At 62.3% G+C, this 12,393-nt stretch carries 12 protein-coding genes; 4 read left to right on the top strand and 8 right to left on the bottom strand.

Annotated elements, in window-relative coordinates; all coding sequences use genetic code 11:
* The first annotated feature begins 27 nt into the window (after positions 1-27).
* Entirely contained in the window at positions 28-777 is a 750-nt protein-coding gene (locus I9018_RS25370; RefSeq protein ID WP_241107838.1) for an enoyl-CoA hydratase-related protein, read from the top strand.
* A gap of 85 nt (positions 778-862) precedes the next feature.
* Here I9018_RS25370 and pyk read toward each other — a convergent pair whose 3' ends face one another.
* Complete coding sequence (gene pyk / locus I9018_RS25365) at positions 863-2,314, bottom strand: pyruvate kinase (protein WP_068585173.1); 1,452 nt, start codon at positions 2,312-2,314, stop codon at positions 863-865.
* Between the two features lie 158 nt (positions 2,315-2,472).
* On the opposite strand from pyk, the gene I9018_RS25360 reads away from it, so the two are divergent.
* Together I9018_RS25360 and I9018_RS25355 are read left to right on the top strand one after the other, a co-directional pair.
* Positions 2,473-2,847, top strand: a complete 375-nt coding sequence (locus I9018_RS25360; RefSeq protein WP_068585176.1) for a hypothetical protein — start codon at positions 2,473-2,475, stop codon at positions 2,845-2,847.
* 242 nt (positions 2,848-3,089) lie between these two features.
* Complete coding sequence (locus I9018_RS25355; RefSeq protein WP_068585179.1) at positions 3,090-3,449, top strand: PilZ domain-containing protein; 360 nt, start codon at positions 3,090-3,092, stop codon at positions 3,447-3,449.
* An 11-nt stretch (positions 3,450-3,460) separates the two neighbouring features.
* Here I9018_RS25355 and I9018_RS25350 read toward each other — a convergent pair whose 3' ends face one another.
* The 6 genes from I9018_RS25350 to I9018_RS25325 are packed head-to-tail and all read right to left on the bottom strand — an operon-like array spanning position 3,461 to position 10,224.
* On the bottom strand, positions 3,461-4,792 hold the full coding sequence (locus I9018_RS25350) for a DUF58 domain-containing protein (RefSeq protein WP_241107837.1): 1,332 nt from the start codon (positions 4,790-4,792) through the stop codon (positions 3,461-3,463).
* Positions 4,793-4,805: 13 nt separating this feature from the next.
* On the bottom strand, positions 4,806-5,831 hold the full coding sequence (locus I9018_RS25345) for a MoxR family ATPase (RefSeq protein ID WP_124347555.1): 1,026 nt from the start codon (positions 5,829-5,831) through the stop codon (positions 4,806-4,808).
* The gene (locus I9018_RS25340) at positions 5,828-6,991 is read right to left on the bottom strand and encodes a DUF4350 domain-containing protein (RefSeq protein ID WP_241107836.1); all 1,164 of its coding nucleotides are present in this window, start codon (positions 6,989-6,991) and stop codon (positions 5,828-5,830) included. Before I9018_RS25340 ends, I9018_RS25345 begins: the two co-directional genes overlap by 4 nt.
* Entirely contained in the window at positions 6,988-8,535 is a 1,548-nt protein-coding gene (locus I9018_RS25335; RefSeq protein ID WP_241107835.1) for a DUF4129 domain-containing protein, read from the bottom strand. The genes I9018_RS25340 and I9018_RS25335 overlap by 4 nt, the downstream gene beginning before the upstream one ends.
* Positions 8,522-9,502, bottom strand: a complete 981-nt coding sequence (locus I9018_RS25330; protein WP_241107834.1) for a stage II sporulation protein M — start codon at positions 9,500-9,502, stop codon at positions 8,522-8,524. The genes I9018_RS25335 and I9018_RS25330 overlap by 14 nt, the downstream gene beginning before the upstream one ends.
* Entirely contained in the window at positions 9,499-10,224 is a 726-nt protein-coding gene (locus tag I9018_RS25325; RefSeq protein ID WP_068585192.1) for an RDD family protein, read from the bottom strand. Before I9018_RS25325 ends, I9018_RS25330 begins: the two co-directional genes overlap by 4 nt.
* A gap of 183 nt (positions 10,225-10,407) precedes the next feature.
* Between I9018_RS25325 and sbcB the strand changes: the two genes are divergently transcribed.
* Complete coding sequence (gene sbcB, locus I9018_RS25320; RefSeq protein ID WP_241107833.1) at positions 10,408-11,856, top strand: exodeoxyribonuclease I; 1,449 nt, start codon at positions 10,408-10,410, stop codon at positions 11,854-11,856.
* A 70-nt stretch (positions 11,857-11,926) separates the two neighbouring features.
* Here sbcB and mvaT read toward each other — a convergent pair whose 3' ends face one another.
* Entirely contained in the window at positions 11,927-12,301 is a 375-nt protein-coding gene (mvaT, locus tag I9018_RS25315) for a histone-like nucleoid-structuring protein MvaT (protein WP_022640534.1), read from the bottom strand.
* Positions 12,302-12,393 lie beyond the last annotated feature (92 nt).

Raw genomic sequence — 12,393 nt, 5'->3', positions numbered from 1 at the left:
TACTGAGACTTCCTGAGCGAGATCCCCATGACCGATGCCATCGAGTTGCAACGCGAGGGTGGGCTGCTGACCTTGCGCCTGAACCGCCCCGACAAGAAAAACGCCCTGACCCGCGCCATGTACAGCCGCTTGGCGCAAGCCCTGGTCGAGGCGGATGCCGACCCTGAAATCAATGCGTTGCTGATCTGTGGCAGCAGTGAGTGTTTCACCGCGGGTAACGACATCGCCGACTTTCTCCAGCAGCCGCCCTCCGACCTGGATAGCCCGGTGTTCCAATTCATGCGCAGCCTGCTTGAGTGTCGCAAGCCGGTAGTGGCGGCGGTGGCGGGCCCTGCGGTGGGCATCGGCACCACGTTGTTGCTGCACTGCGACCTGGTCTACGTCAGTCGCGATGCGCGTCTGCGCATGCCGTTCGTCAACCTCGGATTATGCCCGGAGTTCGGCTCGAGCCTGATCCTGCCCCGTTTACTGGGCCAGGCCAGGGCGGCTGAGTTGTTGTTGCTGGGCGAGGGGTTCTCCGGCGAGCAGGCCGCCGCCTGGGGCATTGCCAGCGCGGCCCTGGAAAGTGGCGCGGCCGCCCTGGCCAAGGCGCGGGACGCTGCATTGCGTTTCAGCCAATTGGCACCCGGGGCCGTGCAGGTCAGCAAGCAACTGATGAGGGGACCGGATCGCGAGTTGCTGCGTCGGGTCATCGAGGAGGAAGGCACGCTGTTCACCCAGCGCCTGCGCTCACCGGAAGCGGTAGCCGCGCTGTCGGGGTTTCTCGCCAAAGGCTGATTCCCTGGCTGGCGCCAGCGTTTTCCAGGCATGAAAAAGCCCCGGTGTCTTCACGCCGGGGCTTTTTCGTTTCGCGGGGCCTGACTCAGACTACCGGGTCGCCCACGTGCAGGATCTTCATGCCGTTGGTGCCGCCGGTGGTGTGGTAGCTGTCGCCCTTGGTGAGGATCACCCAGTCGCCTTTTTCCACGACACCGCGCTTGAGCAGCTCGTCGATCGCCGCTTGGCTGACCTGCTCCGGTGGCAGCGATGCCGGGTCGAAAGGCACGGTGTAGACGCCACGGAACATGGCGGCCCGAGCCTGGGTCTCGCGATGCGGGGAGTAGGCGTAGATCGGCACCGAAGAGCGGATCCGCGACATGATCAACGGGGTATAGCCACTCTCGGTCAGGGCGATGATCGCTTTCACGCCGGGGAAGTGGTTGGCGGTGTACATGGCGGCCAGGGCGATGCTCTGGTCGCAGCTTTCGAACACCTTGCCCATGCGATGGCTGGAGGTCTTGCTGGTCGGGTGCTTTTCAGCGCCGACGCAAACCCGGGCCATGGCCTGGACCGCTTCGAGCGGATAGGACCCCGCCGCGCTTTCTGCCGAGAGCATGACCGCGTCGGTGTAGTCGAGCACGGCGTTGGCCACGTCGGATACTTCGGCGCGGGTCGGCATCGGGTTCTGGATCATCGACTCCATCATCTGGGTCGCCACGATCACCGCCTTGTTGTGGCGGCGGGCGTGCAGGATGATTTTCTTCTGGATACCCACCAGTTCGGCATCGCCGATTTCCACGCCCAGGTCGCCACGGGCCACCATCACCGCATCACTAGCCTTGATCAGGCCATCGAGGGTCTCGTCGTCGGCTACCGCTTCGGCGCGTTCGATCTTGGCCACCAGCCAGGCAGTAGCGCCGGCTTCGTCGCGCAGTTGGCGCGCGTATTCCATGTCGGCGGCGTCGCGGGGGAAGGACACGGCCAGGTAGTCGACCTGCATCTCGGCGGCCAGCTTGATGTCGGCCTTGTCTTTTTCAGTCAGTGCCGGAGCCGTCAAGCCGCCACCGCGGCGGTTGATGCCCTTGTGGTCGGACAGCGGGCCGCCGACGGTCACCACGCAGTGCAGTTCGGTGGCTGTGGCGGTCTCTACGCGCATGACCACGCGGCCGTCATCCAGCAGCAACTCGTCGCCGACGCCGCAATCCTTGACCAGGTCCGGGTAGTCGATGCCGACGATCTGCTGGGTGCCTTCGGTCAGCGAATGGCTGGTGGAGAAAGTGAACTTGTCACCGATCTTCAATTCGATGCGCTTGTTGGCGAACTTAGCGATGCGGATCTTCGGGCCCTGCAGGTCACCGAGGATGGCGACGAAGCGGCCATGCTTGGCGGCCAGGTCGCGGACCAGTTGGGCACGAGCCTTGTGTTCGGCCGGAGTGCCGTGGGAGAAGTTCAGACGGGCGACATCCACGCCAGCGAGAATCAGTTGTTCGAGAACTTCCGGCGAGTTACTGGCCGGGCCAAGGGTGGCGACGATTTTGGTACGACGAACGGACATGCACGGACTCCTGAATTCAAGCGCAACGAGAGGCTACTATGCTCCGAAGTTGTAGTCATTGTTCGTTTGCACTACTTATCGGTTTGTTTGTTTAGAACAACAACCTTGAAGATTTTTGCCAATGAGTCGATACACTGCACAAGACAGGAGAGACCCCCATGCGATTCGTACTCATTGCTGCCCTGGCCGTCAGTGTTGTCGGCTGTACTCGTTGGTCGATGGACCATCATTTGAACAATGCCTATCGTGCCTATGACCGCGGCAACTGCGAAAGCGTGATGCTCGAACTGAGCCAGGTCGATCGTAATAGCCGTGCCCGGCGCTATGTCCAGCCGGAAGTCTCGATGCTGCGGGGACAATGCCTGGAGCGTCAGAAGCTGTTCGTCGATGCGGCCCAGACCTACCAGTTCATCATCACCCAGTACCCCACCAGCGAATACGCCTATCGCGCCAGGGCTCGGCTGGATACTTTGCAGCAGTTGGGCCACTACCCGTCCAATGGTGCCGCACAGGTTCGTCGCACCGCCTTGTGACATTGACCAGGGGGCATTGCAATCGCCCCGGGTGCTTGAGCTAAAATTTGCACAGGCGGCTCTGTAGACGTAGCTCGGCAGAGACGATTCGAACGCTGCTCCAGTCTTGCCTGGAGCAGGGGCTCTGGAGCCCTTCGGGCGACCTTCCTCGCCTATCTGATCAGGAGAGCGGGCCGCTACCGGGCCCGTTCCGAAGCACTAGTGCGGTCATGCTTAATGACCTTTCCATAGCGATACCCAGCATGTTCACGGAACGTCGGATCGAACGGCACCAACTGCCGTGTTTTTTGAAAGTCTTCAACCGATACACCGACAAGCCTGTCGGTTACCTGGGCAATCTCTCGGCCGATGGGCTGATGCTGATCAGCCCGCTTGCGATGCTGGTCGGTGCCGACTTCGAGTTGCGGATCAAGATGCCAGGCAGTGATGGCCAGGCGCAGTCGGTGGATTTCAGCGCCCGCTGCCTGTGGTGCCACGAAGACTTGACGCCCCATCACTACGACAGTGGCTTCAGCCTGTTGCGGGCATCGCCGGAGTTGGCGGAGCTGGAGCAGGCGCTGCGTCATTACTTCAGCTTCCACCCACTGCAGACCTCGGCCTGACCGGCAGGCCGCTAAAGACTGCCGGCCTTCTTCCAGTTCATGTAGCGGCTCACCAGCTCCGGCCCCAGTTCTCCCGGGCGTGCATCGAGCAGGGCGATGCCGTGGGCGCTCAAGCGTTCGTGGAGCTCGGTGCGGCCATTGAGATAGTTGATGGCCGAGCTGTAGACCAGGGCCTCGGGCAAGGTCTGCACCGGGTTCTGGCGTACCTGGTCGAGGACTTCTTCACGCAGGCTGGCCACCAGGACCCGATGTTGGCGGCCGATGCGCTTGACGGCGGTCAGCAGCTCCTGGTCGTCCTCATCACGCAGGTTGGTGACCAGCACCACCAGCGCCCGGCGTTTCTGCCTGGCCAGCAGTTCATTGGCGGCAGCCTGGTAGTCGGCGGGACGCTGGCTGCTCTGCAGGTCGTAGACCCCGTTGAGCAATACACTGAGCTGGGCCGCACCCTTGACCGGCGCCAGATAGCGCGATGGGCTGGCGGCAAAACTGTACAGGCCCACCGCATCTCCCTGGCGCAGAGCCACGTAGCTCAATAACAGGCAGGCATTCAAGGCATGGTCGAAGTGCGCCAGTTCATCGTCCTGGCTGCGCATCCGGCGTCCGCAATCGAGCATGAAGATGATCTGCTGGTCGCGCTCATCCTGGTACTCACGGGCGATGGGCGTACGCTGGCGGGCGGTGGCCTTCCAATCGATCTGGCGCAGGCTGTCGCCTTCACGGAATTCGCGCAACTGATTGAACTCCAGGCCCAGGCCGCGGCGTTGGCGCTGGCGCACTCCCAGCTGGCTGAGCCAGTTGTCGACCGCCAGCAGTTGCCCGCCATACAGCCGAGCGAAGTCCGGGTAAACCCGGGTGCTGTCGCGAACTTGCAGTAACCGCCGGCTGCTCCACAGGCCTAGGGGGCTGGGCAGGTTGACTTCGCATTGGCTGAAGTCGAAATGACCTCGCTGCACGGGGCGCACGCTGTAGCTCACCTGGCTGGCATGCTCGGGCTCAAGGCTGACCGTCTGCGGCAGGTGTTCGAATACCAGGCCCTGGGGCGGGTGATCGAACAGTTGAATATCGAGCGCCTGTTGATAGTCGTGGCGGATCTCCAGTTGCACATCGCTCCAGCGTCCCAAGGGCAGGCTGCCAGGCAGGTGCCGATGCATCTGTGGCGAACTCATGCGCAGAGCGCGCAGGGCATCCAGCAGGGTCAGCAGCAACAGCGCCAGTAACAGGCCCCAGGCAACGGAGTCCAGGCGTGGGGCAATCGCCACCCCGAGGGCACGGGCAGCTCCCAGGAGGATGAACAGACTGGCCAGGGCTCCAAGCCAGATCAGCAGCAAACGGGTCGGCTTCATCGGTGTGGACTGCTCACAGGCGTGGGGCCGGGATCTGCTCGAGCATCTGCTGGAGCACCTGCTCCACGGACAGGCCTTCGATATCCAGCTCCGGCGCTACGCGTACCCGGTGCCGCAGCACTGCCATGGCACAACCCTTGATGTCATCCGGAATCACGAATTCGCCGCCACGCAGCAGGGCTCGGGCCCGGCCGCCACGTACCAGGGCAATGGAGGCGCGTGGGCCCGCGCCAAGGATCAGCCCCGGCCAGCTGCGGGTGGCCCGGGCCAGGCGCACGGCGTAGTCCAGGACCTGGTCGTCCAGGGGCAAGTCGCTGGCGATGTGTTGCATGGCCTGGACGTCCTGGGCTTGCAGCAATGTGCGCAGGGGTTGGACGTCGAGCATGTCGGCGCGAGTCGAGCGCGCCACCAGGCGGACCATGTCCAATTCTTGCTGGGCATCCGGGTAGTCCATGCGCAGCTTGAGCATGAAGCGGTCCAGCTCGGCTTCCGGCAGGGGATAGGTGCCTTCCTGCTCGATGGGGTTCTGGGTCGCCAGGACCATGAATGGCTGGGCAATGGGCAGGGCCTGGCCTTCGAGCGTCACTTGGCGCTCCTGCATGGCTTCCAGCAGGGCGGCCTGGGTCTTGGCCGGTGCACGGTTGATTTCATCCGCCAGCAGCAGGTTGGTGAACAGCGGCCCCTTGCGCAGCTTGAACTGCTCGGTCTGGAGGTCATACACCGCGTGTCCCGTGACGTCGCTGGGCATCAGGTCGGGGGTGAACTGGATGCGGGCGAATTCACCACCGAAACAGCGAGCCAGGGCACGTACCAACAGGGTCTTGCCCAGCCCGGGAACGCCTTCGAGCAGCACATGGCCGCCAGCGATCAGGGCGGTCAGCACATCGTCGATCACCGCTTGCTGGCCGATCACGGCTTTTTGCAGTTCCTGGCGCACAGCCTGGGCCAACTGGCTGGCGCGCTGGCGCTGTTGGACCGGGTCGGTCAGATCCAGCAGTGGTGCGCAGGGTTCAAGTGGTTCTGCGGGGTGTTCGCTCATAGGGCATTCCTGAGAGTTTGCAGGTGGGCGACCTGGTGGCTGAAGTCGGTGCTGGAAAGGCGTTGCCCGGCCAGGGGTTGCAGCGCCTGCCGGATGGCACTGACAGGTTGCTGGCTGAGTAGCGCCAGCACTTCCCACTGGGCCTCGGGTTGCAATTGTTCGAACCCGGGATGACGGCGTCGGGCCCGGCGCCGGATATCCACTTGCAGTGCATGCAGCAAGGGACCCTGGCCACCGTGGCGCAGGATGAAGTCGGCGCTGGCGCGCAAGTGTTCGAGCAACTGGCGACGAGCCTTGGGCGACGGCTCCAGCAAGGGTCCGTGGCGGGCAGCCGCTTGCCACAGCCACAGGCCGATGAGCAGCCCCAGAGCCACCAGCGCCTGGGGGAAGTTCTTCCACAGCAACTGCCAGAGGCTCGGGTGATCGGTGTTGAACAACAAGGTCACGGAGGTATCGACGTTCAGGTACCACAGCAGCCAGGCGTTGTCGTAGCGGCCGATAGCCGGGGTTTTCCAGATATCGGCATCGGTCAGTACGGTGACGCTACCTTTGCCGTACTCGAGCTGGATCAGATGAGTGGCCGCGCCACTGCTGGCCCAGGACTGTGCCAGGCTGTCCGGGTCGTCCAGATGAAAGGCCGTGTCGAAGCTGACGTAGGCCGGGGCCTGTTCGCCGTCCACATGAACCTTGGTCAGTTTCGGGTAGGCATCGCCCGCTTCCGGCTCCGGAGGTTCCTCGAGATCCTCGCTGAGCATCTGGTGGATCTGGACTCGATCCAGCAGCAGGTCGCCGCTCTGCTCGGTGTCTTCATCCCACAGGGCTTGCGCGACGAACACCAGGTGCCCGCCCGCTCGGGCCCAGTCCAGGACGCGATCGGCCTGCTGTGGGCTCATGTTCGAGCGCTCCTCCAGCATCAGCAGGCTATGGCCCTTGGGGGGCAAGTCGGCCAGCGCTTCCAGGCTGTTGGCGTGCTCCACCTTGAGGCCTCGTTCGCGCAGGAACATTTCGGCGGCCAGGTAGGGGTTGGCCAGGGCCTCGGGAGACGGGCCATGATCCACCAGCTCCTGATAGGGCGTGGCATGCCTGTAGAGGTAGTAGCCACTGCCACCGAGCACCAGGATCAGCAGCAGGGCGAGGATGGCCCAGATCGTGCGAGTCATGACGATGCTCCAGGGCCGAACAGGGCGCGCCAGCCGTCACACAGCCGTGGTTGCGCTTCGGCCCCAGGTATTTGGTGACCGTAGGCCATGTTCTGCCAGTGTCGGGTCAGCTCGATGCTGAAGGCTTCCAGTGGGGCGTGTTGCAGTCCCTTGATCCGTTCCAGTACCTGGCCTTCGGTATCGGCGACTCCGAGGGGCAGGTGGAATTCTTCCAGCAAACGGCTGAGCAAGGCCCGGTAGAGCAGGCCCAGGGCTTCCCGGGGTTGGGTTGGCCAGAGCTCGGCGGCGCGGGCCGCGACATCGGCCGGCAGGGTCTGGCTGCCGACTTCCAGGCCGAACAGTTGTTGAGGAATGGCCCGCGGGCGCTTCTTGCGCGGGCGCGGACGCCAGCCGACGAAAGTACGCAGCCAGTCGCGATAGCGCCACACCACCCAGGCCAGTGCTCCCAGCAACAGGCCCCAGAGCAGGACCTCCAGGCCTTTGGCCAGGCTGGCGAAGCTGTCGTTGCCAAGGTTCTCCAGCAGGCTCTTGAGCCAACCTGGCGGTTTGCCCTTGGCCGCTTTTTTCTGTGGCTGCTCTTCGCCGAAGCGGTAGCGGGTGACCGATTCCTGATTCTTGAACGGGGGCTTATCCAGGATGCCCTGGATGCTGTCCCTGGAGGCTTTGCTGGTCAGTGGCTGTTGCAGCAGCCGTGGGCTTTGCGGACCGGCAACGGAGTTGGCGGCAGCAGCCCAGACCGGTTGAGTCGGGGTCAACAAGAGCGCGCCTGCCACCAGCAAGACCGCGCTGGCGCCGGCCAGGCGTTGGCGCAGGCGGCGGAACACCAGCTCGATGTCCCAAGCCTCCAGCTCGGTGCGCCGGTTGAGGTAGAGGCTGAAACCGCACGCAACGTAGATCGGTTCCCAAAGCACCAGGACCAGGGCATAGAAAGCGTTGGTCAGGTGTTCCAGCCATAGCCAGTCCTGTTGGGCGGCAGCGATCAGGGTCTGCCAGTTCCAGTCCAGCTCGATCTGTTGGGGCAGCAACAAATAGAACAGCACCATCAGGCCGATCCACAAGGCGCCCTCCAGGTGCATGCCGATCAGCGTCAGCCAGCGTGCGGCCCCGGCATTGCGCTGCAGCAGTACTCCCAGGCGTCGTTGACGGGCATCGCCCTCCAGGCCTTCGAGTTGCACCACCGGCATCAGGAAGCTGCGACTCATGCTGAAACGGCGCCAGGTCAGGCTGGCCAACAGTTGTGGCTTGAGCAGGCGCGGCCATTGCTTGAGGGCTTGGCCCAGGGTCGGGGTTTCGCCGAACAGGGCTTTGGACAGAATGAACAGGGGCAGGCGCTCGAACGCCGGCTTCAGCCACCAGAACAGGAGTACGGCCACAGACGGCGACTGCCACAACAGCAGGCTGAGCAGGGCGAATACCGGCAGGCTGACAATGGCCCAACTGGCCATCAACAGGCGTCTGTGGCGCTGGCTCAGGAGTATCCCCAGGTCCATGGCTTCCCAGGCGTTGCGTGGGCGGATCACCACGCTGGCATCACTCAGGCGCATGGGGGGTACGTCCGGCAAGGGTCAGGTAGGCCAGCACCAGGCCCCACAGGGCAGCGCCGACGCTGTATTTGATCCACGGCGCAGGCCAGGTCATGGAAGACCAGTAGGCCTCGACGAAGGCTGCGATCAGCAGGAACACGATGACGCCATAGACCAGGCGTACGCTGACCCGCGCCGCCTGCAACAAGGCTTCGCCACGAGGCAGGCGGCCGGGAGCGATCAGGGCCCAGCCCATTTTCAGCCCGGCTGCCCCGGACAGGGCGATGGCGCTGAGCTCGAAGGCACCGTGGCCAATGACGAAGGGCCAGAAGGTCTGGCCGAAGCCGATCTGGGTCAAGTGCCCGGCGATGGCGCCGATGATCAAGCCATTGAAGACCAGGAAAAACAGACTGCCCAGGCCGAACAGCAAGCCACCGGCAAAGGTCTGAAAGGCGATACCTATGTTGTGCATGATGTAGTAGCCGAACATCGCCCAGTCTTCACTGGAGGCGCGCTCGGCAGCTCGTCCCAGGCGCCCGGCCGATGGGTCGTACATGCTTTGCATCTCAGTCACTTGCTGTTGGCTGACCAGGCTGTAGATCAGTTCGGGGAACAGGTACACCAACACCCCGATACCCAGGAGGCTGATGAAGAACAGCAGGCTGGCAATCAGTACGAGGCGCCATTCCTGGCGAACCACTCGAGGAAATCCGGCCAGCAGGAATTCCAGCGCATTGGCGCCGATCGCCGTGCGCTGGCGATACAGTTGCTGGTGGCCGCGCAATACCAATTGCTGCAGTGGATCGATCAGGTAGCTGCTGTAGCCACGTTCCTGGGCCAGGGCCAGGTGCTGGCACAGGCGTCGGTAGTCCTGGACGAAGCTCTGGCAGTCCGCGTTCTTGGCTCGGCCGCGTTCCAGTTTTTCGAGCAGTTGTTCGAAGTGCTGCCATTGGGGCTGGTGACGGCTTTCAAAAAGGCTTTGTTTCATGTCGTTCCCAGAAAGCCTCGGGCAATGCCATTGAGTTCGGCAGTCGCCTGGGCGGTGGGTACGTGCAGCGGCTGGGCAAGGATCGCTGCCAGTTCCCGGGTGCGTTCGTTCGATAGCTGGGGCTGGCGTTCGGCGAAACCGAGGATCGCCCGCTGTTCATTCAGGGTCAGGGCGAAGGGAGCACTGCGCGCCACGGCGGGTGGCAGGTCCGGACGCTTGACCGATTGCTCGCGGTAGATCACCAGCGTGCCGGCGGCGAGATCGCCCAGGCGCTTGAACGCCGGATGCTGCAGGCAACTGATGGCCCCGAGGAAGTAGCCGAAGGGCAGCATGTCGGCAAAGCGCAGCAGGTTGCGGGTCAGGGAGGCACTCCAGCCAATGGGGGTGCCATCGTCCTGCACGACTCGCAGGCCCATTATCTGTTTGCCTGGGGAGCGACCCTGGTTGAGCACTTCGAACAGCACCATGTACCACCAGCTGACGAGGAACAGCAGGATCGAACCGATGCCGATGCCGATCTCGCCAAAAAATCCCAGGGCGATGAAGAGGATGCCCAGCACCAGGCCGCGGATGCCCAGGTCGAGGGTAAAGGCCAGGGTGCGGACCAACAGTCCCGCTGGACGCAATGGCAGGTCGATGCCTTCGGGCGTCTCGACCTGGTACCGCGTATCCAGGGGCGGGGGCAGCGATGCGTTCCTTGGCGTTGCTGTGGTCTCAAGCATGGACAAACTGCTGGCTGGCCTGATGGGAAAAATCCAGCGCCGATGCTAGCAGCCTCTGAGGGTCTAACGACATCATTAACTGCGAATCCAGGCGTTTTTGGCGGTTCTCACGCCTTCGTGCGGCTGGCCCTGGGCCTGTGCGAGCGCCTAGACTGCAGCGGTATTTCAGTTCAGGAACAGGCCGTGACTTCCCTTTTTTGGTACGACTACGAAACCACTGGCATCAATCCGCGCAACGATCGCCCGTTGCAAGTGGCCGGTATTCGCACTGACCTGGCGCTCAATGAGATTGATGAACCGGTCAACCTTTATTGCCAGCTTGCCGACGACATCCTGCCGCATCCAGCGGCCTGCATGATTACCGGGATCACTGCGCAGCGCCTGGCCGAGCGTGGCTTGGGCGAAGCTGAATTCATGACCCGGGTGCATGAGCAACTGGCGCGCCCGGGAACCTGCGGTGTGGGTTACAACACCTTGCGCTTCGATGACGAGATGACTCGCTACAGCCTGTACCGCAACTTCTTCGATCCCTATGCCCGGGAGTGGCAAGGGGGCAACAGTCGTTGGGACTTGATCGATGTGGTGCGTGCAGCCTATGCGTTGCGCCCCGAGGGTATTGTCTGGCCAGAGGAGCAAGGGCAGGTGACCCTGAAGCTTGAGCGCCTGACCGCAGCCAATGGCATCGATCACGGCCAGGCTCACGATGCCTTGTCCGATGTGCGGGCGACTATCGCCCTGGCCCGGCTGATTCGCGACAAACAGCCCAAGCTCTACGATTGGTTGTTCCAGTTGCGCAGCAAGCAACGTGTCATGGATCAGATTCGCCTGTTGCAACCTGTGGTGCATATTTCCGGGCGTTTCTCCGCGGCGCGGCACTATGTCGGTGTGGTCCTGCCACTGGCCTGGCATCCGCGCAATCGCAATGCGCTGATCGTCTGCGATCTGCATCTGGATCCCCAGGGGCTCCTGGACCTGGACGCCGAGGCGCTGCGCCAACGGCTGTACACCCGACGTGAAGAGCTGGCCGAGGGTGAGTTGCCCGTACCGCTGAAGTTGATTCATATCAACCGCTGTCCGGTGGTCGCGCCGTTGAATGTCCTGCGGGCTGAAGATCAGCAGCGTCTGCACTTGGACATGGATGAGTACCAGCGCCGTGCTGCGCTTTTGAGGGACGCTCAAGAAGTTTGGCAAGATAAACTTTCAGTGATCTACGGCCCTGATGAGTTCGCTGTCAGCGAAGACCCTGAGCAGCAATTGTACGACGGCTTTATTGGTGATCGTGATCGGCGCTTGTGTGAGCAAGTACGCTTGGCAGATCCACAGAATTTAGCTCGGCAACAGTGGCCATTCGATGATGAGCGGCTGCCTGAACTACTCTTCCGCTACCGTGCTCGTAACTTTACGGAAACATTGAGCGAAGCTGAGCAAGAACGGTGGCTGGGATTTTGCCGGCAACGCTTGCTTGATCCGCAACTGGGCGCGCCCAATACCTTGGAAAGTTTCCGGCAAGGTCTTGAGCAGGCGTTGCTAAGTGCTGATTCGATGCAGCGCCAGGTCCTTGAGCAGTGGCAGGAATATGTTCATGCACTGGTTCGACGCCTGGATCTTAGTGAAGCTGCTCCTAGTTCTTGAACAAACGCTCCAGGCATAAAAAAACGCCAGCTAGCTGGCGTTTTTTATAGTGCCGAGAAGACCGCGAGCCTTAGCCCAGCAGGGTCGCCCAGCCTTCAACCACGTCACCACCCCACTTGGCTTTCCATTCTTTCAGGGTTTTGTGGTTGCCACCTTTGGTTTCGATGACTTCACCGTTGTGCGGGTTCTTGTACTGTTTAACTTTACGCGCACGCTTGGTGCCTGTGGTCTTTACAGCTGCGCGAGGAGCCTTAACTTTCGACTCTGGGTCGAGCAGGGCAATGATGTCGCGCAGGGATTTGGAATACTCACCCATCAGGCTGCGCAGTTTGCCTTCGAACTCCAGTTCAGCCTTCAGTTTGTCGTCTTGGGACAGGTTCTTCAAACGTGCTTGCAGTTCTTTGATGGCTTCTTCTGTAGCACGGTATTCGTTGATCAGGGACATGGAGATCTACCTTATTGGGCGCTGGGTGGCTGAGGACAGTGCGGCAATAATAGTCAGGGAGTTTGTGCAAGTAAACATAATGTAGCTGTTTT

The organism is Pseudomonas sp. MPFS (genome assembly GCF_022537035.1).
In the GTDB taxonomy this organism is placed as follows: Bacteria; Pseudomonadota; Gammaproteobacteria; order Pseudomonadales; family Pseudomonadaceae; genus Aquipseudomonas; species Aquipseudomonas sessilinigenes.
Note: the sequence above shows the minus strand (reverse complement) of the source record. Positions and strands in the feature narration are given on the sequence as shown.

What these genes read in the sequence shown, in the direction of transcription:
- I9018_RS25350 (WP_241107837.1), bottom strand. Translation starts at nt 4,792, where the DNA reads ATGAAGCCGACCCGTTTGCTGCTGATCTGGCTTGGAGCCCTGGCCAGT.
- I9018_RS25335 (WP_241107835.1), bottom strand. Translation starts at nt 8,535, where the DNA reads ATGCGCCTGAGTGATGCCAGCGTGGTGATCCGCCCACGCAACGCCTGG.
- I9018_RS25340 (WP_241107836.1), bottom strand. Translation starts at nt 6,991, where the DNA reads ATGACTCGCACGATCTGGGCCATCCTCGCCCTGCTGCTGATCCTGGTG.
- pyk (WP_068585173.1), bottom strand. Translation starts at nt 2,314, where the DNA reads ATGTCCGTTCGTCGTACCAAAATCGTCGCCACCCTTGGCCCGGCCAGT.
- I9018_RS25345 (WP_124347555.1), bottom strand. Translation starts at nt 5,831, where the DNA reads ATGAGCGAACACCCCGCAGAACCACTTGAACCCTGCGCACCACTGCTG.
- mvaT (WP_022640534.1), bottom strand. Translation starts at nt 12,301, where the DNA reads ATGTCCCTGATCAACGAATACCGTGCTACAGAAGAAGCCATCAAAGAA.
- I9018_RS25330 (WP_241107834.1), bottom strand. Translation starts at nt 9,502, where the DNA reads ATGAAACAAAGCCTTTTTGAAAGCCGTCACCAGCCCCAATGGCAGCAC.
- I9018_RS25370 (WP_241107838.1), top strand. Translation starts at nt 28, where the DNA reads ATGACCGATGCCATCGAGTTGCAACGCGAGGGTGGGCTGCTGACCTTG.
- I9018_RS25360 (WP_068585176.1), top strand. Translation starts at nt 2,473, where the DNA reads ATGCGATTCGTACTCATTGCTGCCCTGGCCGTCAGTGTTGTCGGCTGT.
- I9018_RS25325 (WP_068585192.1), bottom strand. Translation starts at nt 10,224, where the DNA reads ATGCTTGAGACCACAGCAACGCCAAGGAACGCATCGCTGCCCCCGCCC.
- I9018_RS25355 (WP_068585179.1), top strand. Translation starts at nt 3,090, where the DNA reads ATGTTCACGGAACGTCGGATCGAACGGCACCAACTGCCGTGTTTTTTG.